This is a genomic window from Micromonospora sp. WMMD712 (assembly GCF_029581295.1).
Lineage (GTDB): Bacteria > Actinomycetota > Actinomycetes > Mycobacteriales > Micromonosporaceae > Micromonospora > Micromonospora carbonacea.
In genome coordinates, this window is record NZ_CP120743.1 from 1,637,750 (window position 1) to 1,660,645 (window position 22,896).

General features: G+C 68.9%; 17 protein-coding genes, 1 pseudogene and 1 CRISPR repeat array. Of the genes and pseudogenes, 8 read left to right on the top strand and 10 right to left on the bottom strand.

Features of this window, described 5'->3' with window-relative positions:
- Nucleotide 1: 1 nt before the first annotated feature.
- A complete protein-coding gene (locus O7633_RS06665) occupies nt 2–346 on the bottom strand; it encodes a hypothetical protein (protein WP_278136116.1) in 345 nt (114 codons plus the stop codon).
- 754 nt (nt 347–1,100) lie between these two features.
- Between O7633_RS06665 and O7633_RS06670 the strand changes: the two genes are divergently transcribed.
- Nucleotides 1,101–2,903, top strand: a complete 1,803-nt coding sequence (locus O7633_RS06670; protein ID WP_278136117.1) for a recombinase family protein — start codon at nt 1,101–1,103, stop codon at nt 2,901–2,903.
- A gap of 758 nt (nt 2,904–3,661) precedes the next feature.
- Here O7633_RS06670 and O7633_RS06675 read toward each other — a convergent pair.
- The 7 genes from O7633_RS06675 to O7633_RS06705 are packed head-to-tail and all read right to left on the bottom strand — an operon-like array spanning nt 3,662 to nt 12,268.
- Nucleotides 3,662–4,813 carry a hypothetical protein gene (locus O7633_RS06675; RefSeq protein WP_282326808.1) on the bottom strand — a complete coding sequence of 384 codons (1,152 nt, stop codon included), beginning with the start codon at nt 4,811–4,813 and terminating at the stop codon, nt 3,662–3,664.
- Nucleotides 4,810–5,256, bottom strand: a complete 447-nt coding sequence (locus O7633_RS06680; protein WP_278136119.1) for a hypothetical protein — start codon at nt 5,254–5,256, stop codon at nt 4,810–4,812. Before O7633_RS06680 ends, O7633_RS06675 begins: the two co-directional genes overlap by 4 nt.
- Complete coding sequence (locus tag O7633_RS06685; RefSeq protein WP_278136120.1) at nt 5,253–6,512, bottom strand: RAMP superfamily CRISPR-associated protein; 1,260 nt, start codon at nt 6,510–6,512, stop codon at nt 5,253–5,255. The genes O7633_RS06680 and O7633_RS06685 overlap by 4 nt, the downstream gene beginning before the upstream one ends.
- Nucleotides 6,509–7,834 (bottom strand): RAMP superfamily CRISPR-associated protein, encoded by a 1,326-nt coding sequence (locus O7633_RS06690; protein ID WP_278136121.1) that lies wholly within the window; start codon nt 7,832–7,834, stop codon nt 6,509–6,511. The genes O7633_RS06685 and O7633_RS06690 overlap by 4 nt, the downstream gene beginning before the upstream one ends.
- Complete coding sequence (locus tag O7633_RS06695; RefSeq protein ID WP_278136122.1) at nt 7,831–8,403, bottom strand: RAMP superfamily CRISPR-associated protein; 573 nt, start codon at nt 8,401–8,403, stop codon at nt 7,831–7,833. Before O7633_RS06695 ends, O7633_RS06690 begins: the two co-directional genes overlap by 4 nt.
- Nucleotides 8,400–9,818: a hypothetical protein gene (locus O7633_RS06700; RefSeq protein WP_278136123.1), complete on the bottom strand. Its 1,419-nt coding sequence runs from the start codon at nt 9,816–9,818 to the stop codon at nt 8,400–8,402. Before O7633_RS06700 ends, O7633_RS06695 begins: the two co-directional genes overlap by 4 nt.
- Nucleotides 9,819–9,826: 8 nt before the next feature.
- Nucleotides 9,827–12,268, bottom strand: coding sequence for a TIGR03986 family CRISPR-associated RAMP protein (locus O7633_RS06705; protein WP_278136124.1), 2,442 nt, complete (start codon nt 12,266–12,268; stop codon nt 9,827–9,829).
- A gap of 312 nt (nt 12,269–12,580) precedes the next feature.
- On the opposite strand from O7633_RS06705, the gene cas6 reads away from it, so the two are divergent.
- The 7 genes from cas6 (at nt 12,581) to O7633_RS06740 (ending at nt 20,374) form a co-directional block, all read left to right on the top strand.
- Nucleotides 12,581–13,306 carry a CRISPR system precrRNA processing endoribonuclease RAMP protein Cas6 gene (gene cas6, locus O7633_RS06710; protein ID WP_278136125.1) on the top strand — a complete coding sequence of 242 codons (726 nt, stop codon included), beginning with the start codon at nt 12,581–12,583 and terminating at the stop codon, nt 13,304–13,306.
- Nucleotides 13,303–15,177 (top strand): CRISPR-associated endonuclease Cas1, encoded by a 1,875-nt coding sequence (cas1, locus tag O7633_RS06715; protein ID WP_278136126.1) that lies wholly within the window; start codon nt 13,303–13,305, stop codon nt 15,175–15,177. Before cas6 ends, cas1 begins: the two co-directional genes overlap by 4 nt.
- A 6-nt stretch (nt 15,178–15,183) precedes the next feature.
- Nucleotides 15,184–15,465 carry a CRISPR-associated endonuclease Cas2 gene (cas2, locus tag O7633_RS06720; RefSeq protein WP_278136127.1) on the top strand — a complete coding sequence of 94 codons (282 nt, stop codon included), beginning with the start codon at nt 15,184–15,186 and terminating at the stop codon, nt 15,463–15,465.
- Nucleotides 15,466–15,666: 201 nt separating this feature from the next.
- A CRISPR array of direct repeats spans nt 15,667–16,213; the repeat unit is 37 nt; unit sequence GTCCTGAACCACGTCACGCCGAAGGGCGTATGGAAAC.
- A gap of 1,053 nt (nt 16,214–17,266) precedes the next feature.
- Nucleotides 17,267–18,439, top strand: coding sequence for a hypothetical protein (locus O7633_RS06725; protein ID WP_282326815.1), 1,173 nt, complete (start codon nt 17,267–17,269; stop codon nt 18,437–18,439).
- A gap of 84 nt (nt 18,440–18,523) precedes the next feature.
- Entirely contained in the window at nt 18,524–19,357 is an 834-nt protein-coding gene (locus tag O7633_RS06730; RefSeq protein ID WP_229406985.1) for an IS5 family transposase, read from the top strand.
- Nucleotides 19,354–19,773, top strand: coding sequence for a hypothetical protein (locus O7633_RS06735; protein ID WP_043960814.1), 420 nt, complete (start codon nt 19,354–19,356; stop codon nt 19,771–19,773). The genes O7633_RS06730 and O7633_RS06735 overlap by 4 nt, the downstream gene beginning before the upstream one ends.
- Before the next feature lie 151 nt (nt 19,774–19,924).
- A complete protein-coding gene (locus tag O7633_RS06740) occupies nt 19,925–20,374 on the top strand; it encodes a hypothetical protein (RefSeq protein WP_282326818.1) in 450 nt (149 codons plus the stop codon).
- 486 nt (nt 20,375–20,860) lie between these two features.
- Here the strand turns inward: O7633_RS06740 and O7633_RS06745 are convergent, their stop codons facing one another.
- Together O7633_RS06745 and O7633_RS06750 are read right to left on the bottom strand one after the other, a co-directional pair.
- Nucleotides 20,861–21,973 (bottom strand): DUF4238 domain-containing protein, encoded by a 1,113-nt coding sequence (locus O7633_RS06745; protein WP_347405226.1) that lies wholly within the window; start codon nt 21,971–21,973, stop codon nt 20,861–20,863.
- A 66-nt stretch (nt 21,974–22,039) separates the two neighbouring features.
- A pseudogene (locus O7633_RS06750) lies at nt 22,040–22,852 on the bottom strand (IS3 family transposase); the annotation flags it as partial.
- Nucleotides 22,853–22,896 lie beyond the last annotated feature (44 nt).

Below are 22,896 nucleotides of genomic sequence, written 5' to 3' on the forward strand. Positions count from 1 at the left end.
GTCAGGACCTCCTCGGCGGGTTGTCGTTGTCCGCGCTCTCGGAGAGTTCTTCCAAGAGCGCGTGTGCTTTTCCCATGATGTCCAACGCCATGCGGGTCTTCTTCAGATCCGCCTGCAGCTTCTCGTTGTGCCGGCGCAGCTTCTCCAGTTCGCTCTGTTCCGCGGACTTCCTCACCCGCGACCCGGCCGCGGCAGTACCGGAATCCGTAACCGGAGCTCCTACCTGGCCGAGTTGCCCGGCATCGCGAGCCCGTGTCCATTCGATGATGTGCGACGAGTACAAGCCTTCCCGGCGCAGGATCGCACCTTTCTCTCCGTTCGCGGCGTTCTCGTACTCGGCGACCATCGCGAGCTTGTACTCCGGGCTGAACACCCGCCGCGACGGCCTCGGCGCCGGGTCCCCGCCGCCGGACACCGGCTGCCTGCCAGATGAAGTGGACACGTACACAAGGATCTCCGATCCCCGCCCTCAGCAGGTCACCACCCCACTCACACGGGGTGTCTCACACCATCCTGACCAAGAGGGCTGAGCCAAGGCCACCAAGCGAGACGCTCCCTGGAGCACGACCCCATATCAATAGCACCACAGGACCGAAGATGGCAGTTCCCGCCGAGTCGCACACTCAGCGGAAACTGCCTTCTCCAATTTCGACGAAGGTCCGAGGAGTGGGTCCCTATTCCCCGCCGAGCGCTCGGAGAACGACGCCCTCGACGGATTCGAAGATCCCGTCTCAAGCCACAGACCAGCGAAAATCGCAAGAGATCATGCGCGGCGGAACGAGTCACGCGATGCACCGCCAACAGGAAAGGAGTTCCAAGCGATGGCCGCGAACCCTGAACGACACGGGCGAAACCCGTCTACCCAATGGGGAACACAACATGCCGTATTTGCAACCAGAATTGCCCAATCAGACCGATCAGGATTACCATTCACATGGCAGTACGGGAACCACGGACGCGGCAGCATCGGGCGAAATTCAGGTAATCGTGCCGCCAGCCCCTCCGGCATTCGGACCGGCCGCTGCGCGCGCCCTCCTACGCCTCCTCGTCGAGGTGCACCGCGAGCGCTCGGATGCTGCTGAAGACCCTATGGAGGAAACATGACCGTTGACCGTGAACACCTGAGACACGACCTCGCGCAGAGAAGCTTCGAAGCCCCGCCGCTCCCCTTCGCGTTCTACGGCCGCGTCTCCACCGAGGACAACCAGGACCCGGAGTCGTCGCGCCACTGGCAACTCTCGCTCGCCCGGACCCTGATCACACCCCGAGGTGGAACAATCGTCGAGGAGTTCTTCGACGTGGGCCACAGCCGAGCGTTGCCGTGGCAGCGCCGTCCGGACGCCACCCGGCTGCTCGCCGCGCTGCGCAACCCACGCCGCGGCTTCACCGCGGTCGTCATCGGCGAGCCGCACCGCGCCTTCTACGGCAACCAGTTCGGCCTGACCATGCCCCTGTTCACCCACTACGGCGTCCAACTCTGGGTACCGGAGGTCGGCGGGCCGATCGACCCCGACAACGAGGCACACGACCTGGTCATGTCCGTCTTCGGCGGAATGAGCAAGGGCGAGCGGAACCGCGTCAAGGTCCGGGTCCGCACCGCCATGGCGTCCCAGACCCAACTGGAGGGCCGCTACCTCGGCGGACGCCCACCCTACGGATACACGCTCAAGGACCTCGGACCGCACCCGAACCCGGCGAAAGCCGCCGACGGCAAACGCCTACGCGGCCTGACCCCCGACCCGCAGACCGCACCCGTCGTCCAACGCATCTTCGCCATGTATCTCGCCGGCTACGGGATCTTCGCCATCGCCGAGGCCCTCACCCGCGACGACATCCTCTGCCCCTCCGCCTACGACCGCGCCCGCAACCGCCACCGAGACGGCCTGGCCTGGTCCAAGACCGCGGTACGGACGATCCTGATCAACCCCCGCTACACCGGCCGTCAGGTCTGGAACAAGCAACGCACCGACGAGGTCCTGCTCGACGTCAACGACGTCGCCCTCGGCCACACCCCGATCATGCGCTGGAACCGGCGCGACCGATGGGTGACCTCCAACGAACTGGTCCACGAACCCCTGATCGAGCAGCACGACTTCGACCGCGTCCAGGAGATGCTCAGCCTGCGGGCCCGCACCGCCACCGCACCGAAACGGGCCCACCGCTCCCGCCACCCCTACGTCTTCAAGAGCCTCGTCCACTGCGGCATCTGCCACCGGAAGATGCAGGGCCAGCACTCCCACGGCGTCGCCTACTACCGCTGCCGGTTCCCCCAGGAGTACGCCCTGGCCAACAGGGTCGACCACCCCCGCAACGTGATCATGCGGGAGGACATCCTGATCACCCCGCTGGACACCTGGCTCGTCCAGGGCTTCGGCCCCCTCCAGCGGCGTCACACCATCGCCACGCTCCTCGACCAGGCCCACACCGGCATACCGACCCCCACCCCGACCGCACCGCAGGCACCCACCATCGCCGAGTGCGACGCGAAACTGGCCCGCCACCGGGCCGCACTCGAAGCCGGCGCCGACCCGACCGTGGTCGCCACCTGGATCGCCGAGACCCAGGCCGAACGCCAACGCGCCGAACGACTCCAGCACGCCGCCCCAGCCGTACAGGAAACGGACAGCCCGCAGCGGTTCACCGAGGAACAGATCACGGCCGTCGTCGACGAACTCGGAGACCTCGTGCACGCACTGCGGGACGCCGAGCCGGAACGCAAACTGGAGGTCTACCGCAGCCTCGGGCTGCACCTCGCGTACGACCCGGAAACACAAACGGTGCGGGCAAGTGTTGACCTTGCCGCGCACCGTTGGGATTCGGTTCGTGTCCGAGGGGAGATCGATACCAAAACCCCACCCTCACAGTGCATCGACGACGACGCAGCTATCGAATTTCGACCGTAGCTGCGGGTGATACGGACCTTCCCGACCGCCCCTCAAAGGGTAGCCCAGCCTGAAGCAAGTTTCCATACGCCCTTGGGCATGACGTGGTTGGGGACGAGGCGGAGAAGAAGCTGCAGCAGTTCCTCGCGGGACTGTTTCCATACGCCCTTGGGCGTGACGCGGTTGGGGACGGGCGACGACGCCAAGAGCGCCCAGTTCACCCCGAAGATGTTTCCATACGCCCTTGGGCATGACGTGGTTGTGGACGGTCCGGCCCTGCACTACGTGCTGTGGAAGTCGTTCATGTTGTTTCCATACGCCCTTGGGCGTGACGTGGTTGGGGACGGGTGAGACGGTGCGGGTGGACGAGGGTTGGTACTTGTTTCCATACGCCCTTGGGCGTGACGTGGTTGTGGACGACACGGCTTACTTCGACTCGAAGCGGGCCGAGAGTTTCCAGACACCCTTGGGCGTGACGTGGTTGTGGACCTCCCAGCGTCCAAGAGACGCGTGGGCAGTGGCGTTTCCATACGCCCTGGGGCGTGACGTGGTTGTGGACACGATCGCGAGCCTGATGAGCGGCTGCACCGGGTCTCCATACGCCCTTGGGCGTGACGTGGTTGTGGACCCTACTGCTGTCGCCCTGGGCTTGACCAGGGTGTTTGTTGGCAGGTTACATACCCCCTCGGTCCGGACGGTCCAACAATAGCCGCCAGTCGATGATTATGCCGCGTTCGCGCTGGTGAAGGCCATTGCACAGGGGACAAGGTGGGGCATGATCAGCTACCCAGGTCCGCTTCGGCGGTTTCTGCGCCGTTTGGACGGTGTGCGGAGGGAAGCTTGGCGGGTGGTCGGGTGGCTTGCGCGGGATGGGCACGGATGGGGATGTAGGTGTTGGTCTCCTGGTCGTAGTGGAGTAGGCGGGTGTTGGTGAAGAATCGGGTGGTCGCTTGGGCGAGGTGCCATCCGATGGCCATGGCGAGCACTTTGGGCATTGCGGCGGCGATGATGACCTCGCGTGCTCCGGATTGGTTCTGCACGGCGATTATCGCTTCGGTGAGGGGCTTGGCGAATGTGGCGATTTCGGGGCCGGTGAAGGTGGTGCGGCTCAGTTGTGTGATGTCTTCTGTCGCGGCTGGTCGGATGCGTTGGCATCGGCTGATGGGGTATTCCGCGTATGTCACCTGTGGGGTCATTCTCGCTGCGGCGGGCGCGAAGGCGAGGATCAGGCCGACGGGAGCGTCCGGTGTCGTGGTGTCGAGGGGAAGTTCTTCGGTGACGAGGGTGGCGGGGGTGACCGCCTTGGTCAGGGTGAAGGTGATGGGTTGGGGTGTGCGGGGGTCTGGTAGTTCGAGGAGTTGCAGGTCGTCGACGATGGGAAGTTCGGCGCCGATGGCGAGGGCGGCGGGCCAGAGGATGTTGGGTGCGATGGTGTAGGCGGTGTCGTCGCGGTCGGTGTTGATCACCGTTTCGAGGGCGGCGGCGATGTCGGCGCAGGTGGCGCTGAGGTCGATGACGCTCTGGTGGGTGTGGGTGGGCAGGTCGGCCCAGCGGGTGACGGATTTGAGTGACATGCGGCGTCGGGCGGCGATCTGGATGGCGGTGTCGTGCAGGTCGGGCATGTCGTCGGCGAGGAGCCGGACGTAGAAGAGGGTGCCGGTGCGGCGGTGGATCAGGCTGCGCCAGAGGACGGCGGCGAAGAGCAGGACAAGGGCGGCGGCGAGCAGGGTGGCTCGTTCCGGGGACACCTGGCGGGGTGGTTTCAGGGGTAGCAGGTCTTCGACGATGAGGCCGAGGGCTGCGGTGGTGAGGGCGGTCAAGGCGGCGATGGCGAAGTTCGCCACGGTGGTGAGCAGTGGGCCGGAGGCCGGTCGCCACCGTCTGATGCCGGCTCGGGTCCTGGCGGTGGGCATCGGTGCGGGGTTGTTCATCTGATCCTGACGAAGGTGGTCGGGTGGGTGCCGGCGGTCTGGTAGAGGTCGGCGTGCCTGTCGGTGACAGTGTGGTCGAGGGGACCGATGCGCTTTTCCAATGCGGGCCAGGTGTGGGCGTGGCGGATGGTGTAGGCGATGGTTTCGACGGCGACGGGCTGCGGCTCCAGTGGGGGCGTGGCGTTGTCGAGGTGCAGGACGCCGACGATGGCGGTGTCGTTGTCGAGGCGGGCGCGGAGGAGCCAGTTGGTGGTCCAGGCCCACAGGTGGGTGTAGGGGGGTGGGCTGGTGGGGGGTGCGCCGATGTGGAAGCCGTCGTAGTCGGCCCAGGCGGTGCCGTCGGCTCCGGTGAGGGTGGCGGCGAGGTGGTGCCAGGGGATGCGGCCGTGGGAGTGCAGGACACCGGTGGTCGTCGCGCTGGTGGTGTCCATGGAGCTGGTCATCGCGCCGGTCCTTCGGTACGAACTGTGGGTTCCAGGTCGGGAGTGGTGACGGGGTCGGGTGTGGGTGGGGTGTCGAGGCGCAGGGTGCCCATGCCCCGGGTGGTGCGGGAGCCGAGTCCGATGAGTCCGTCGTGCAGGTCGCGCAGGACGTGCTGGATGACGGTGTGCGCCCAGTCGGGGATGTCGGTGAGTGCGTCGATGCGTAGGTGTAGTCGGCCGGTGGTGACCGGGGTGGTCTGGTAGAGCAGGCCGTCGTGGGCGCCGCCGGTGACGCGGTCGATGGCGACGTGGGTGCGGGCCGGTGGGCGCTGGGCGTCGAGGATCGGGCTGTCGTGGAAGACGAGGCGTCCTCGCCTGCCCTGGTGGCCGAAGAGGTCGCAGGTGGGGCAGGTGCCGCAGCCGGTCTGTTGTCGGCAGGCGGTGTCGGGGCCGTAGCGGGAGCGCAGGATGTATTCGGCTCGGGAGCGGAACAGGCCCTTCCACGCGGAGCCCGGGACGAACGGTTGGTTGTCCCGGGCGCGGGCGGTGGCCGCGCCGGTGGGTCGCGGGTCGCCGACGAGGAGCGCGTCGACCAGGTTCAGGTCGACGTCCAGCCAGGGTCGGGTCGGCGGTGGTGTCGGGGTGATGGGGTGGGTGGCGACGGCTTCGACGAGCGCGGGGCCGGTGTGGGTGAGCCAGGTGCGCATGCCGTCCGGGGTGGTGGGGTTAATGCTGCCGTGGCGCAGTAGGCGTAGCCGGGCCTGGCCGCCGCCGGTGGTGCGGTCGCGGCCGATGGCGGGTTGCCAGGCGGCGAGGGCGTGAAGGTGGTCGTCGGTGAGCGGTCCGTCGTGGCGTAGGTAGGCGGTGAGGGTTCCGCCGGTGGCGACGGTGCGGCTGTAGCGCAGGGAGTTGGACCGGGCGGCGCCCCGGTGCCGGTCGATCGCGGTCTGCCCGACGATTTCGGTGATGGTTTCGCTGCCGGGGTCGGGGGCGAAGTGGGTGCCCAGAATCCACAGCGGGGACGGGTCGGTGGTGTCGCCTTGGTGTGCTGGGGGGCGGCTGCCCATGAGGGTGGTGTCGAGGGTGGTGCCGTGGCGGGTGTCGTGCCTGCGCAGGTGTGCGCGGAGTGATCCGGCGAGTGCGGACCCGGGCACCCAGGGTCGGCCGTCGGTGTCGTGGAGCAGGTCGCGGTCGAGGGTGGGGTCTTCGATGGGTACGGTGCCGACGGCCCAGCCGGGTTCGACGGTGATCTCGGCGATCAGGAAGGTGATGATCATCGTGCCGCCTGTCGTGCTGCTCGTTGGCGGTCGGCGGCGGGTGTGGTGAGCACGAGGGTGGTGAGGTCCCGCAGGGTGGCCGGGGCGAGCCCGTCTAGGGTCTTGCGGAGTTGGTCGCGTTGCCGGCCGGAGAGGTCGGCTGCGGTGGGCTGTTTGAGCAGGTCTACAAGCAGGTTGGCGGGGACGGTGCCGGTGCGGTGGTGTTCGACCTGGAGGGCGCGGAGGGCACCGATGAGCCACCGCCAGGCAGCGTCGTCAAGGCCTATGTCGAGTAGCCGCTTGTGCAGTGTGGACGGCGTGTCGGTGGCGATGCTCTCCTTCCTGTTACCGGCAGCGGTGGGTCGCCAGGGTTGAGTGGCGATGGTGACGTCGCCGAATCCTTCGGACCGGCGTAGGCCGATGCCGTAGCGCACGAGGCGGGTGGCGAGCGTGGCGAGGACATCAGGGGTGCCGGTGATCCGGTAGGTGGAGCCGGCGGTGGCGCAGAGTTCGGCGGGTTTGGGCAGGCGGGAGGCGGCGTGCCAGCCGGACCAGGTGATCGCCCGGGTCCACGTCTCGGGCAGGAGGGTGGCTCCGGGGATGAGGTCGAGGGTGGGTTCGGGTGTCAGCCGGGGGCGTCCGGCGAGGTCGACGAAGACGGCGGGGCTGGCCAGTCGTATGACCAGCGGTTTTCCGGGTGCGGGCGGTGTCGGCGCGGCGGGCTGGTGTGCGGTGGTGGTGAGGTCGGCCTGTCCGCCGACGGTACGCCGCCCGCCGAGCCACAGTGTGTGGGGTTGTGTGAGCCACGGGTGGTGGCCGTGGATCAGGCCGGTCAGGGTGGTGCCGGCGGGCAGGGCGTCGTTGGCGTACAGTTCGCCGTCCTTGGCCCGGCCGGTGGCCGGGTCGATCGAGGTGCGGGTGATGCGGGTCGGCTCGCCGGGCGGGTCGAGGTTGCCTCGGCTCTGTTCGAGCCGCTGGCCGCAGCCGGGACAGTGGTCGCCGGTCTCGAACGCCCGGTCGACGACCGTCTCCGCGCACGTCGGTTCGGGCGAGTATTTGCACTGGAACACCGACAGTGGGATGCGGTGGCTGCCGGCGGGCAGCAGGTTCCCGTAGCGGATCGTCCCGTCGAAGAGGGTTCGGAACTCGTCGGTCTTCGGGTTGCCGCGCCCGGGTGGGCCGTGTTCGGTGATCCAGACGGCGGCGAGTGCGCCGCGGAGCGCGCTGCCCGGCACGTAGCGGTGGCCGGCGGTGTGGTAGCCGATCTCGGAGCCGACGCCGAGGGCGAGTCGTTGCCGGGCGGTCACGGTCACCGCCAGCACGGCCGGGCCGGGCGCGGTCATGATGACTCCTCCGAGCTGTGGAGCAGGTCGGTGAGGTGGTCGGCGCTGGCTGCGGTCCATGCCGGGTCCAGCGGGGTGATGCTCACCCAGCCGAGTCCGCGTCGCCGGTCGCCGCCGAGCGCGGTGACCGCGCGGGCGGCGGCGGTCAGCACCGCCTCGTGCCGGGGCAGGTCGGCGGCGGGCACCGGGCCGCTGCGTCGTACGGTGAAGGTGGCCTGGTGGGCGAGGATCTCTTCGCCGACGGCGAGCGCGCCGTCGACGGCGGTGTGCGTGATGTCGGAGATCTGGATCCGGGCGCGGGCACGGACCCGTAGCGGCGCGTCCCCGTCGCTGGTGAGGGTGGCGTCGGACCAGCTCCACGGCGAGGGCTGCCAGGCGGTCCCGAATACCGCCTCCACCAGGTGTGGTGGGAGGGTGAGCAGGTCCCGGGCGGCGGAGCGCATGACGCCCTTGATGCTGGAGGCGGGCAGCGGCACCTTCCGGTCGATGAGGCTGTCGGTGCCGTCGCCGGCGCGCCCGGTCGCGACCCGGAACGGCCCGTGGAAGGTGATCTCGAAGGTGAGGGTCACCGCCACCACCGGACCAGACAGAGCGCGTCGGCGACCGTGGCCGGTCCGCCGTGGGTTAGGAACGGGTCGAGGACGTCGCTGCGGTCGAGGCGGCGGGCCTGTTCGCGTAGCCGGGCGGTGGACAGGGCAGGCCGGGTGGGATCGATGAGCCGCTCGCAGACGGCCCGCCCGGACGGCGGTACGGTGGCCAGCGCCGCCAGCGCCGGCCCTAGAGCGGCCAGCTCTTGGGTGGTCCACCTGGCCCGGTGCCGGGGTGGTTGTTCACCGTCGCGGGTGACGTCGAGCCAGCCCACCGCCGCGTACCGCCCCTTGTGGTCCTTCTTCGCCTTCTTGAGCACGTCTTCGGCCAGTTCCACGCTGCGGCGGAAGGGGAACTTCGCGTGGGCGAAGACCAGGCCGGCGGACGCGGTCACCTGTTGCCCGTCGGGCAGCAGTCCGGCCGGGCCGTCGATGCCGCGCATCTGGTCGGCGAACGCCTCCAGATAGGTGGTGACGAATCGCCACGCCCGGTCGGCGACCACGGAGACGAGTACGTCGTCCCCGCCGACCAGATGCGGGATGACCGGCACCGTACGGGAGGAGCCGAGGACGACCCGGGTCGCCTCGACCAGCGCGGCGCGGGTGGCCGCCGACACCCGCGCCGACACCCGGGCCTTCAGGTCCCCGTCGCCGTGACGGGCGACGTGGTCGAAGAGCGCGCCGAGCCCGTTCCCGTCGATGTACACCGTCGCCAGGTGGTTACGGTTACCGTCCTCCTCACCCAGCGCGGCCAGTTCGGTGAAGTGCTGCACGACCTGACGTGGGGTCAGCGACAACGCCTCCAGCAGGTCGGTTTCCGCGCCGACGGGCACGTGCTCGTGCCACAGTCCGGGCTGTCGGTACCGGTCGGTGTACCGGGCCTCGCAGTCCGCGCAGACCGGCACGTTCTGCTCCTCGTGGATGTCGATGGTGGCGACCGTCGGGTCGACCCGGCAGCGGGCGCAGGTAGCCAGCACAGACAGGTCCGGCAGCGGTGGGAACGCCTCCAGGCCGGTACCTGTCTCGGGGTCGTGCATGGCCCGGTACGCCGCCAGGTAGGAGTCGGCGGCGGCCCAGTTCGCCCGCAGCCACACCCCGGGCAGCCGTCGCCGCAGCGCGTCGACGACCGTCCGGGCCACCTCCTCGGCGGCCCCGCCGCCGGGACCGTCGGCCGGGCCGGCGGGTATCCGCAGGGGGATCAGCCCGTCGGCCTCGCCCGCCTCCGGGTTGACCTCGGGCCTGACGCCCAGCTGCGCGGTGGCGGTGGCCAGCCAGTCGGGTAGCCCGGTGCGGTGCGAGGTGTGGCTGAGCCACGCCGACGCGCCACGGCGACCCTTCAGGTCCGGGGTGCGGCTCAGGTAGTCCCCGATCCGGACGGCGGCGACATCGATGAACATCCCACCCGTCATGAGCGTCGGCCCTTCGGCCGATGCTCCTGGTGCTCCTCATGGATGATCGGCAGGGTCTGGTCCGGGGCGGTCGGGTCGGGCAACGGCAGCAGCGGCCGTTCCTCGCCCTTCGCGAGGTACATGCCGCTGGTGACGGTGAAGAAGGCGAACGGCTCGTCGAACCGTTTCGGGTCCTGCTGCCGGTCCGTCCAGTCCGCGCCAGGCGGATACGACACCCGGGCGCCGTTGACCGTGCCGGCACCCAGCACCGCCGACAACGCCGCCCAGGTCGCGGTCACCTCGTCCGGGCAGGAGGCGACGAACGCGTCGACGAACACCTCCGGCGTGTACGCGGGCGGTGGGCTGTCGCCGTAGCGGCTGCCCGCGTCCCACACCTGCGCCTGCACGACGGTCGCGGTGCAGGAGCCGAGACCCAGCGGCTTGCCACCGCCCAGATGCAGCCGCGTCGGCCCTCTCTCCTCGGTTTCACCGCCGTGGCGCAGGGCCAGGTCCGGTTGCAGGGCCGCCAGCAGACCTCCTAGCTCGGCGGGGTCAAGGTTGTCGAACGTGACCGTCTGCGTCAGCGTCGTGCCGGGCGGGGCGAGCAGCTTGTCCGCGACCATCTGCGGCCGGTGATGCTCCTGCGCCTCGTGTCGGGGTGGATGCGTGCCGGGCGCGGAGTGCCAGTAGAACTTGCGTCCCCGCACCGGTCGTGGCTGCGACCGGTCCGGATCGGCACCCCACTCCCGCGTCGGCGGCCGCCCCCTTCCCGCCGGGCGTCGGTCGGCGTAGGACAGGTAGAACTGACCGGCCCCGGCATGTGGCGTGCCCATCGGCGCCCGCCGGAATGCGGTCAACGCGACCGGCCCGGCCGACACGGCGTCCCCGAACCGCACGTGACCGGCGTACGCCCGCTGGTCGGCCCGGCCGTCCTCGTCCCGCGCCTGCGTGTCCGCCGACCCGAACAACCGGCACGACGGGCACAACGACACCGGATCGGTGCACGGCAACAGGTCAGGCGGCACCCGCTCACCCAGCGGTCCCGTGCCCGGGTGCCGCCAGATCGCCGACAGCCGCACCTCGACCACCCGGCCGCTCCGGTCGCGGCGTACCCACAGCACGTCGCCCTCCTCGAACCAGCCGGTCACCGACTTCCGCTCGCCGATGACCTGCCCCCGGAACGTCACCGGCACCCAGCTGTTCTGCTCGGCCTGAGCGGGTTTTTCATGGCCGAGTTCCCGTCGTGCCGGCCTACGGTTCTGGACCGCCTCGCGGGCACCCGCCACCGCCTGCCGGAACCGTCGCCATGCCGCCTCGTCCACCTCCGCCTCCGGCGTCGAGCCGGGGATGTGGCCGCAGGCGGCGAAGTACAGGGCCGCACTGCCGTCCCGGCGTTGCGGCGGCCGTGCCCCGGCGTCGGTCAGCAGCACCACCCAGCCACCACCGGCCGTCACCCGAGCCCGCTCGTCCAGCTCATACCGCCCCAGACTGTTCCTTCTCTCCGGCGGGTTGAGGCCGACCCGGCTGCCGGTCCGCAGGCCAGCGCCGCAGGCCGCGACGAGTTGCCCGGAGCGGACCCACACGACTTGTTCTGCCGGTCGCACCGTCAGCGGCTGCCCGTTGAAGTCCGTCGAGACGACGGCGAGGGTCCAGTCGTCCGACAACGCCGAGGCGGTGTCCCGGTAGGACGGGACGAACTCCTCGTCGACGATCCGCAGGCAACCGCCGGCCATCGTCTCGTGCACCGACCGCACCACGCCCTTCACCGACGACCCCGGAAACCGCAACACGGCACCGTCGGCCGACCCGTCGGGCGCCTGGGCCGGCCCGGTGAACTCCCACCGCACCACCAGCCGCCCGGACAGCCGGCCCGGCGCCAGCCACTCGTGCCCCGCCGGCTCCCGCCGCATCACCCGAGCGGGGAACGGCACGAACGTGTACGGATTGACGAACCGGTCCCGACGCCGCCTCCGAGCCTTGGCAGCCTCGGCCACCGCCCGCTCCCGGCGGAGCGCTCCCTCGGACAGCCACCCGGACAGCCCACCCGGACGAACCCAGCAGCCAGGCACCGGCCCCGGCGAATCGAACAGGAGGAAAGCGCCGATCTCCCGGACCCGCGCCAGGGTCGCCTCGTCTCCGGGCAGCCCGAGCGACGTCGCAGGAAACGTGACGCCCCGGTCGTTGGTGTCCCGCTCGGTCAGCCGCACCGCCGCGCCGTCCCGCTTCGCCGTACACCAACGGGCCGGCGGGCCACACAGGTCCAGCTGGCAACGGCCGCCCTCGATGAACAACTCACCGGCCCTCGGCAGCGGGCCCCGCCCGCACTCGGCGGACACCTCCCCCGCATCCTCGGCCGGCACCTCCACCGTGCTCTCGCCGCCGCCTTCGCCGCCGTTGACCGGCACGTACCGCAGCAGCCGCGCATCCGCGTCCCACCCGGTGACCACCACCGACACCATCACACGTCACCGCAACCCGGGAACGCGTCCCGCCGGCCACCGCCGAAAGTCATGACTCCCATACGTACCGTTCCGCCAACACGGCCACAAGACCACGCCCGGACAACAACAGCGACCGCGACGGCACCCACCGTCACCAGATCGAGGCATCAGCCCTGGTCACCACACCAGCCACCGCAGACCGTCCAGGGCGATCCGCCCGCTGTCCACACCACGACACTTGCACCACTTGCCGCCCCCGCGACCGTCACCTACCGTGAGCCGTCCAGCGCCGCGACAACCACTCCGATCCGGATGGAGGCCGCCGCCGACATGCCCAGCCGCTGGCGGATCACCACCCCCGGCATCGACCCCACCCGAGTACGCGTGGAACACCTGCACGCCGTCGTCTCCGGCTGGTTCGACACCGACACCACACACCACACGCAGGCCAAGCCGTACACAGTCAGTCCGCCCACCCGGCAGACCGACGCCCCCGGGTTCGAGGTGACCCTGCTCGACGACACCCTCACCAACCGGCTGCTGACCCGGGCCGCGCCCGGGGTCCGGCTCCGGCTCGGCGCCCAGCACACACACCTCACCCTCGGCGCCGAACAACTCGCCACCACCGCATGGACCCACCTGGCCGACAGCGACAGCGGCGCGAACGCCTGGTGCCTACGCTTCGTCACCCCCACCACGTTCCGCCGCGGCAACGCCTTCACCCCCTGGCCGGCACCCAACCCGGTCCTCGGCAGCCTGCGCGCCACCTGGCGCCGCTTCGCCCCACCCGACCTACCCGAGATCACCCTCGACCTCACCACCGACCCGATCTGGGTGACCGACGTCGACGGCACCAACGAGATCCTTCGAATCAACAACCTCACCGTCTCCGGGTTCGTCGGCCGCATCCGCTACACCTGCGACAACCCCGACATCCGCGCCGCCGTGGACCGGCTCATCCGCCTGGCCCCCTACGCCGGAATCGGCGCCCACACCACCCGAGGACTCGGCCAGGTCCGCCCCGAACCGACCTGGCGACAACCCGGCCGCCCATGACCAGCCCGCTGTACACGACCGCGACCAGCCTGGCCGCCCTCACCCGCGCGTGGGAGGACCTGCTCGCCGACGACCACGACGACGGCACGCTCTCCGCCGGCACCCGCCGGTTCGCCACCAACCCGCACGCCCGCCTCACCGACCTCGCCGACCAACTCGCCACCGGCACCTACCAGCCACAACCACTGGCCCCGGTGACCATCCCGAAGGACGACGGCGACACCCGGCACCTGGCGATCCCGCCAGTCACCGACCGCATCGTGGAGAAAGCCCTCGCCGCAGCCCTCTCCCCGATCATCGACCCGCTACTCGGCCCCGCCGCCTACGCCTACCGCCCCGGCCTCGGCGTCACCGACGCCGTCCAGCAGGTCGCCCGGCTCCGCGCCGAAGGCCTCGGCTGGGTCGCACACGCCGACATCGACGACTGCTTCCCCTCAATCGACGTGCCCCGCCTACGACGCCTGCTGTCCACCACGCTCACCGACGCCGACGTCCTCGCCCTGATCGATCTCCTACTCCGCCGCCCCATCGGCGGCGACACCGGACCACGCCCCACCCAAGGCCTGCCGCAAGGCGCACCGCTGTCCCCCCTGCTGGCCAACCTCGCCCTACGACACATCGACGACCGGGTCACCGCCGCCGGATTCCCCATGGTCCGCTACGGCGACGACTTCTGCGTCCTGGCCGCCACCCGCACCGACGCACAGGAAGGACTCCACCTCGTGGAACACGCCGCCGCCGAGATCGGCATGCGCCTGGGCACTGACAGCAGCGTGATGTCCTTCACCGACGGGTTCTGCTTCCTCGGCGAGGACTTCGGCCCCCGCTACCCACCCGTCCTCGACGACCACCGCATCGTCGAACCCGCCACCCGCACCGTCTACGTCGCCAAACCCGGCGCCTTCGTACGCACCGAAGCCGGCCGACTCATCGTCGAAACCACCGACGACGTCGAACTGCTCAACGTACCCACCGGACACGTCGAACGACTCGTCCTGTTCGGCCCGGTCGGGCTCAGCGCCGGCGCCCGCTCCTGGGCCCTGGCCAGCGACGTCGAGGTCATCATCGCGTCCCGCCGTGGCCACTACCTCGGGCAACTCAGCTCAGGCTCCACCCGACGGGTCACCCGACTCCGCGCCCAACTCGCCTGCGCCGACGACCCGGACCGGGCCATCCCGTTCGGCCGCGCCGCCATCGACGCGAAGATCCGCAAACAGATCGTCCTCATCCAGCGGATCACCCGCCGCGACAACCACGAAGACCTCGCCGCCAACGTCGACGCGATGCGCCGCATGCTGGCCCTACTACCCGACGCCGCCACCCGAGACGAAATCATGGGCGTAGAAGGCGCCGCCGCCCGCGCCTACTTCACCGCGCTGAGTCTCGCCGTCCCTGAACCCCTCCGGTTCACCGGCCGAAGCCGACGCCCACCCCTGGACCTCGTCAACGCCGCCCTCTCCTACGGCTACACCCTGCTGACCGGCGAAGCCGTCGCCGCCCTAACCGCCGCCGGCCTCGACCCCGCCATCGGACTCCTCCACACCGACACCGACCGCCGCCCCAGCCTCGCCCTCGACCTCATCGAGGAATTCCGCCCCCTCGTCGTCGACCAAGCCGTCACCACCCTGGCCCGCGCCAACCAACTCCGCCCCGAACACGCCCGCACCGAAGAAGGCCGCGCCGGCATCCTGCTCACCGAAGCCGGCCGCGCCGCCCTCATCGACGCCTACGAACGCCGCATGCTCCACACCACCCGAGGAGCGCTCCCCGGCTTCACCGGCAGCCTCCGCCGCCACCTCCACCGCCAAGCCCAACGCCTCGCCGCCCACATCGACCACGGCACCCCGTGGACCGGCCTATCATGGCGGTGATCCACCATGCCCACCGTCCTCATCACCTATGACATCTCCACCGACACCACCCGCGCCCGCGCCGCCGCCACCATCCAAACCTGGGGCGACCGCATCCAACGCAGCGTCTTCGTCTGTACCCTCGACGCCAACGACCTCCACGACCTCACCGAACAACTCCGCCAACTCGTCAACCCCCGCACCGACTCCATCCACATCGTCCCCCTCTGCGGAACCTGCTGGAACGGCATCACCACGATCGGCCAAGCCACCGTCCAACCCGATACCCTCTACTGGGCAGTCCCATAGAAACCGCCATAAGCACTAGGCAACAGGCGATCCGGACCTGGGTAGCCGATCAAGTCTCCACATCGCCCCCTATGCAGCCATCCCTACCAGCACAAACGCACGAGATGCATTGACCTTCGTCGGTCCAACTGCCGCCGCACGCCAGGTGGTATGCAGCGGCGCGGCAAACAACCTGGTCACACCCCTCGCACAAGGGCCAGGGTCCTGAACCACGTCACGCCGAAGGGCGTATGGAAACTCCGGCTTGGGCGTTGGCTCGGACCCGTCTCCGCGAGTCCTGAACCACGTCACGCCGAAGGGCGTATGGAAACAACGTGGTCGACCGTCTGCTGCGGATTCAGCAGGTCCTGAACCACGTCACGCCGAAGGGCGTATGGAAACGTTGCCACCAGCCCTGCAATGGCCACAACCTTGATGTCCTGAACCACGTCACGCCGAAGGGCGTATGGAAACAACGTGGTCGACCGTCTGCTGCGGATTCAGCAGGTCCTGAACCACGTCACGCCGAAGGGCGTATGGAAACGTCCCACTTCGAGGCGTCACCGGCGATCCTGCCCAGAGTCCTGAACCACGTCACGCCGAAGGGCGTATGGAAACTTGGCGATGCGGGCCTGGTATTTCTCCCAGGCTTGTTGTCCTGAACCACGTCACGCCGAAGGGCGTATGGAAACAGCGGACGCATCTCCGCAGGGAAGGTGATCTCGCCACCTCGTCCTGAACCACGTCATGCCAAAGGGCGTATGCATCCAGGACCACCTACGACCAGTCGGCGGCGGCCAGATGCACGTGCCCGATGATGTCCGCCACGGCCGAGCCGGCGGTGTCCCGCTGGCCCCAACATCCCCCAGCCCTGGGCCGCTGCCACGCAGAGCAACGAGGGACGCCGGCGACGCCAGCCAAGATTGCCGTCGGCGACGACAGGCAGTGTTGCGGCCATGCCGGCACCGACCCCCGGTGCGTGCGGCGAGAGCAAGCCGAACCCGGACGAGATGACCTTCGAGATCACCGCGCCCCGCGCGAACTCAGCATCGAGCCCAGCAGCCCTGCCCCACCCCCGTACGGGAGGCTTTCGGGGGGTGATCGATACCGTGGCCCCACCATCGCCTGGCGCAGATGATGACGTGATGATCGACTGTCGTTCGTAGCTACGCTGACAACAGGTGCCGCGGCCTTCCGGCTAACCACCCCGCCAACCCAAGAGGTGGCCTCACGAGCATGGCTTCACTCGCTAGTACGGCCACGGACTCGAACCCCGAACCCGCGGTTACCGACCCCACGGCCCTGAACTTGTCATTGATCGTCAATATGCGTCGTCGACCTGCATAGACGCCATCATCAACTTACCAACTCCTGTCATTGATAGTCGAGTCTTGGCAGGGGTTTTCGGGGGGTAAACGGGGGCACCGTCGACCGTTGCCGCGACGTCCGCAGGCCCCACCAGACACCCGCCGTGGCCCGTCGCAAAACTGCAACATGCGGCGCAGGTGATCATGTGCTGCACATCGAAGCCACCTTCGCGCTGCCCTGAGCATCGCTACGAAAGCGTCCACAAGCCCGACTCAACCTACCCCTGTCGGGTTCTTCGCTCCCCGACTCGACTTCTCCCACCCGCTTCGAGGGTTCGGGCCGGGCTTGTGAGCACCATCAGACTGCGGATAACTTGCTTGTCCGCATCGTCGGCCACGCAATATAGTTTCCGGCCATGGGTGGCCTTTGGGTGCCCGGGCGCCCATCGATGGCCCGGAGTTCGTGGTCCTTGCTGGGCCGTCCTTACTGTACCGGTACCGAGATCTTCGGCGCGGTGACGGACCGCGCCTCGCGCGAGCTGTTGTGGGGGCAGGTGCCGGTAGGGCAGGCCCTGTTGTTGCTCAGCTGCATGCTGCGTGATCTTGACCTTGAGGACGCACCGGAGGCGGAGATCGAGGCCCGATGGGCGGCGCAGCTTCCCGGCGAGGCCGCATCGCGGGCGCGTGCCGCGATTGCGGGGGGCCGGCGATTGCTCCCACCTCAGCTCTTGCTGGTTGCGTTCAAGGAAGCCCTGGTCGCTTGTCCACCTGGGCCAGCCCGCGATGACCTGAGCAATCTTGATGTGGTGCTCCAGGCAGTGTTCAGCATCGCCGACGAGCTGGGCCAAGTTCGCGACGGCGGCGAGCCTCGGTGGGGCGGTCTCAAGGCGACTCTGGCTGCGGAGCTGTTGGCAAACCAGTACTTCAACGCGACCGCGCATCCGGCGCCGCTGATGGCGCGGAGCCAGGTGACCTGGCGTGAGGGGTGGTCCTCGGCTGTCGGTGAAAAGGAGCGGATACGGGCCGGTGGACAGCCAGCGGAGCTGTTCGCCGAGGCGACGGGGTGCGCGCTGGACGCGTTTCTCGGTGTGGCCACCCACCTGTGGGTGCAGGCATACATGCACAAGTACCTGCATTTCCCGCCGGAGTTCTTCGGCCGGCTCGGCATTGACCCAGTGGCCATCGACCTGTTCCTCGACGCCACCTCGGTTTCCCTGGCCGACCTGCAGCAGCAGGTAGCGCAACAGACGCCTGCCACGGAGCAGCCGTGGGAGTTCAACGCTCTCCGGCGTCGGCCGATCGTCCGGCTCCCCGACGGCTCGGTACAGGTCATCCGGGTCGGTTTCGTGCTGGAGCGGGCGTTCGGTCAGGTGCCCGAATTCGACGTCGCTGACCACCTCCGAAGGATCGACGGCGGCACCGATCAGAGGGTCAAGGGCGGCCGTGAGGAGGCGTTCAGGTCCTGCCTCAACTCCCAGTTCGAGTACAGCATCGGGGAGCTTCTGCGGCGCATCTTCCCCGCGAGCGGCCACTTCAAGCGGTTGTACTCCGAAAACGACATGTGGCATGCCTGGACGAAGGCGAAAGGAAGGAAGCCCAGCGTTTGCGACTGGGTCGTGGACTGCGGCGACGTGTGGATCTGCCTGGACGCGAACAACCGACGGCTTTCTCAGAGGGTGGTTCGGTAGCTTCCGTCCATTGTGGGTTTGGGCCGGCATGTGAATGTGAGGCGTGGTCGTAACCGGTAGGGCTCCGGCCGCGTTGGGCCGATCATGGGTGAGCGTGCGGCGTATCCGAGCGACCTGAACGATGATCAGTGGGCGGTGGTCGGACCGTTCCTGCAGGCGTGGAAGGACCGGCACCCGTCGGTGTCGGGGCATCAGGGTCGGTACGAGTTGCGGGAGATCGTGAACGCGATCTTCTACCAGAACCGGACCGGGTGTCAGTGGGCGTACCTGCCGCACGACCTGCCGCCGAAGTCGGCCACCTACTACTACTTTGCCCTGTGGCGTGATGACGGCACCGACCAGGTGATTCATGATCTGCTGCGGTGTCAGGCGCGGGAGAAGGCCGGCCGTCGGGAGGATCCGACCGCGGTGGTGTTGGATACCCAGTCGATCCGGGCGGCGAACCACGTCCCGGCCGCGACGACCGGCAAGGACGCCGCGAAGAAGGTCCCAGGCCGGAAGCGGGGCCTCGCGGTCGACGCCCTCGGGTTGATCATCGCCGTGGTGGTCACGGCGGCGTCGGTCACCGACAACGCGATCGGCATCCGGCTGCTGGACAACGTCCTCGCGCACACCCCGACGGTGACCAAGGCGTGGGTCGACGCCGGGTTCAAGGACGACGTGCAGATCCACGGCGCGATTAACGGTATCGACGTCGAGCAGGTCCTTCGGTCCGACACGACCGCCGGGTTCGTGCCGGTGAAGCGCCGGTGGGTGGTCGAGCAGACCCACGGCACGCTGATGCTGCACCGCCGCCTGGTCCGCGAGTACGAAAGCCGACCGGCCTCGGCGGTGTCCCGCACCTGGTGGGCCTCGACGGCGAACCTGGTGCGTCGGTTGACCGGCACCGCCACCACGTCTTGGCGCTACCAACGGTGACCCAGCCGACGCTGCTGACCCTGCTCACCGAACGCGAAACCGCCGCCGTCCTCGCCGTTGAGCGGCTCCGCACCCAGATCGCCTCCCTCGACGAGCAACTCACCGCAGCCGAGACCGAGGTCGCCGAACTCGCCATCACCCGCAAGACGCTCCTGAGCCTGGGCGGCCCACTCGACACGACGGCACCTGCTGATCCGACCGTCGCCAGCCCCGCCTACCAACAGATCCTTGCCGTATTCCACGCCGGGACCGCGCCGATGCGCGCCAAGGACATCTGCCAGGCCCTCGGCACCGGCGCCACCGCCAAGGACACCGAGAATCTCCGCGCCAAGCTCAAACGCCTCGTCGCCCGCCAGATCCTCACCGAACCCGAGGCCGGACTGTTCACCCTGGCCCCGCCGACGACCTCGGCGTAACCCCACCAGCAGGGCCTCCAACGAACCGCCAAGCCCACACCAGACAAAGGCTCCCGAACCACCCTCTCAACCCGTCGTCGGTGGCCAGGCGGATGTACCCGAGCTGGACAAGGAGCTGGCGGCCGTTCTTGCCGGCAACAAGGCCCGGCAGATGGCGTCCACCATCCGGCATCTCACCGAACTCCTCCCGCAGCTCACCGGCCGGAATCTGGTTCCCGGCACCCGATTCGTGCCCTTGATCGTCACACCGGACGATGGGCTCCCGTGGAACCCGGCGGTCCATCGCCGGGTCCAGGAGGTGTTGGCCGCGAACGGAACGTTGCAGACCAGCAGGGCGACGGCGTTGGGAGTCATCTCCCTGCAGGATCTCGGCCTGGTCGAGTACGCAGCCGACAACGGTCGGGACGCCGGAAACCTGCTGGCCACCTGGAGGTCCCAGCAGCCCGAGGTGGCGCTCCAGCATTTCATGTACGGGCAGGGCGAGGAGCTGCACAGGCCGCAGTGGGTGACCGACACCTTCTCACAGGTTGTGGATGAACTCGTGGAGCAGCAAACCAGGTACCTGGAGAATGTCCCCGGCTCTCCATCTACGGCCAGCTGACACAGCGGAGCGACTCCGGCGATCCGCCGGATTCGACTCACACGTAGCTCGATGTCAGCGTCTGATCTCAATCCGTGGCGGGCTGGCGTTGATCCGGCGCGTCGGCGCACGGTTGTCAACCGACGCCTTCGCAGACCCGTCGGGACTCGACTCAGGTACCGCATGGGGCTGCCTATCGAAGGGTTGAAGCTGGCGAGTAGCGCTCTGGTCCGGCTGCTGTGCTTGACCATCGCCATCCTGTCGGGCGGGTTGCCGCTACGGTGACCAGTCGGATCTCGTGGGCCAGCGAGCCGAGCATCGGCAAAGCTCTCCTGTCGGGCGGAGTCGCTTTCAGCGGCTGCTTCGGCCTCGCCCTCACCGCGATTCGATACCTCTCGGGCCGCGACGGCTGACGCTCCGGGCTACCGGGCGACCCTCCACCCTTGGAAGTCGCCCGGTGCCGGCCCGCGCACCGAAAGCCCACCGTCGGTGTGACCATCCCGCCCTCTACTGCCACCAACGCGCGACGGGCAGCGGCGGAACGTGCTCCGCGTTGGCCCATCGGGATGGACGGCATACGCGATAAGCAGTCTGACCGGGTGATCCGATGCCGGGGAGTGGGCCCTCCGTGACGGTGGCGGCTGCGGGCAGCGGCGGCACGGTCAGCGCGAGCGTGGCACGGCGCGAGCCGCGCTCGAACGCCCACCGGCTGGCGTTGGCGATGATCTCCCGGTTCACCTCGGCGGTCTCGGCATGGTCGAGCTCGACGGGCGGCGACTCGACCCGCGTGCCTTGGCGGAACAGGGCCAGCAGCGCGTGGGGGGCCAGCGGATACAGGATGACGGCGGCGGACTCTACGCCCGCACGTTCGGCGCGATCGTGATCCGGGCCGCCCAGCACGACCACGGGTTCATCGCATGTCACCAGCACGCTCGGGGTCCGCACGACGTACCAATCGCGGAACATGATGTGGCGGCATAGTTCGCTAGCCGTAGCCGCCGCGTTGCCGAGGATCATGGCGGTCTGCGGCTGCGCGATGATCCTCCCGGCCTGGACCTGGCCGATAAACTCCCTGATCTCGGCGAGGTCCGTTTCGGTGAGGTCACGTCCAAGCCGTGTCGCGAGCTGTTGGTCGGTCAGGTCCTTCGTGTCCATGCGGAAGAAGTCGGCGGCAGCCTGCCGCTGCTGACGGCGAAACGCCTCGCCTCGGGTGAGCTGGAACGCCAAGAACCAGACGAAGCCCATCATCAGCTTGGGGTCGATCTGGCTCGGGTGCTTCACCAGCAGCTCGTCGATCGCGCGCTTGCCGTATCCTTCGGCGCTACCGAGCATCGTCTCCAAGATCAGCGGCGGGATCTCCGCCGGGTCGACGTCGTCGGCCTCGATGCGGTAGTAGTCGGTCTCCCGCGCCGCGTTCGCGGGCGTCGCGTGGTAGCTGTACCTGTCGTCGACCTGGGTCACCCGGACGGTGCGACCGTCAGCCCACCGTTCCAGGTAGGAGCGCGGCACTAGGTGGTGCTTACGCTGCCGGGATGGCCCGGCCTCCGACGCAGCGGCTTGGGCGATCAGCGTCTGCAACCCGAACGGGAGAGCCGCTGGACTCGGGTGACCATGAGGCACCCGACAACAATACGGCCGCGCGGGCGTGGCAGCGATTGAGTTCCCCCCGCTTTGATGGAGCGGTGGTTACCTGCTGCCGGCTGGTGCAGGGGTGGCGATAGGTGGTTCGGCTGGTGCGGTCTGGCGGCTATGCCAGGCGGCCTCGTACTCGTTCGGGCTGAGGTAGCCCAGTTCGCGTTGGATGCGGCGGGTGTTGTACCAGCCGTCGATGTAGGTGAAGATCGCGTTCTCGGCCTCGTCGCGGGTCCGCCATGAGGTGCGGTAGACGAGTTCGATCTTCAACGTTGACCAGAAGTTCTCCATCAGCGCGTTGTCGTACGAGTCGCCGACGGAGCCCATCGACGGCAGGATCCCGTTGTCCTGCAAGCGTTCCGCGAAGCGGAAGGACGTGTAGTTCGACCCCCTGTCCGAGTGGTGGATCAACTGGCCGTCGCGGACGTCGCGGGACCAGATGCCGTATTCGAGGGCGGCGAGGATCAGGTCGGTGTCGCAGCGGTCGGAGGTCTTCCACCCGACGATCCGGCGGGAGAACACGTCGCGGACCGCGGCGAGCCAGAACACGCCCTCGCCGCAGGGGATGCGGGTGGCGTCGGCGACCCACAGCCGGTTCGGCCCGTCGGCGGTGAACTGCCGCCCGACCAGATCCGGCGCCGGCGTGTGCCGAGGATCCTGCTTCGTGGAGCCGCCGCGCCAGCCTCGACGCAGGAACGCCCCCTGCCAACCCTGGCCGGTCATCAGCCGCTCGACGCGTTTGCGGCCCACGTAGATGCCGTCGCGGCGCAGCTGCCGGTGGACCCGGTCCGCGCCGTAGGTGCGCCCGGAGGTCTCCCAGATCTCGTGGATGTTGGAGATCAGCCCCAGGTCGACCACGTCCCGGTCGCAGGGCTGCTCGGCCTGCTTTGACCCACGCGTAGTAGGTCGAC

Coding starts and splice junctions, on each gene's coding strand:
- O7633_RS06665 (WP_278136116.1), bottom strand. CDS start 346: ATGGTCGCCGAGTACGAGAACGCCGCGAACGGAGAGAAAGGTGCGATC.
- O7633_RS06670 (WP_278136117.1), top strand. CDS start 1,101: ATGACCGTTGACCGTGAACACCTGAGACACGACCTCGCGCAGAGAAGC.
- O7633_RS06675 (WP_282326808.1), bottom strand. CDS start 4,813: ATGAACAACCCCGCACCGATGCCCACCGCCAGGACCCGAGCCGGCATC.
- O7633_RS06680 (WP_278136119.1), bottom strand. CDS start 5,256: ATGACCAGCTCCATGGACACCACCAGCGCGACGACCACCGGTGTCCTG.
- O7633_RS06685 (WP_278136120.1), bottom strand. CDS start 6,512: ATGATCATCACCTTCCTGATCGCCGAGATCACCGTCGAACCCGGCTGG.
- O7633_RS06690 (WP_278136121.1), bottom strand. CDS start 7,834: ATGACCGCGCCCGGCCCGGCCGTGCTGGCGGTGACCGTGACCGCCCGG.
- O7633_RS06700 (WP_278136123.1), bottom strand. CDS start 9,818: ATGTTCATCGATGTCGCCGCCGTCCGGATCGGGGACTACCTGAGCCGC.
- O7633_RS06705 (WP_278136124.1), bottom strand. CDS start 12,268: ATGGTGTCGGTGGTGGTCACCGGGTGGGACGCGGATGCGCGGCTGCTG.
- cas6 (WP_278136125.1), top strand. CDS start 12,581: ATGCCCAGCCGCTGGCGGATCACCACCCCCGGCATCGACCCCACCCGA.
- cas1 (WP_278136126.1), top strand. CDS start 13,303: ATGACCAGCCCGCTGTACACGACCGCGACCAGCCTGGCCGCCCTCACC.
- cas2 (WP_278136127.1), top strand. CDS start 15,184: ATGCCCACCGTCCTCATCACCTATGACATCTCCACCGACACCACCCGC.
- O7633_RS06730 (WP_229406985.1), top strand. CDS start 18,524: ATGGGTGAGCGTGCGGCGTATCCGAGCGACCTGAACGATGATCAGTGG.
- O7633_RS06740 (WP_282326818.1), top strand. CDS start 19,925: ATGGCGTCCACCATCCGGCATCTCACCGAACTCCTCCCGCAGCTCACC.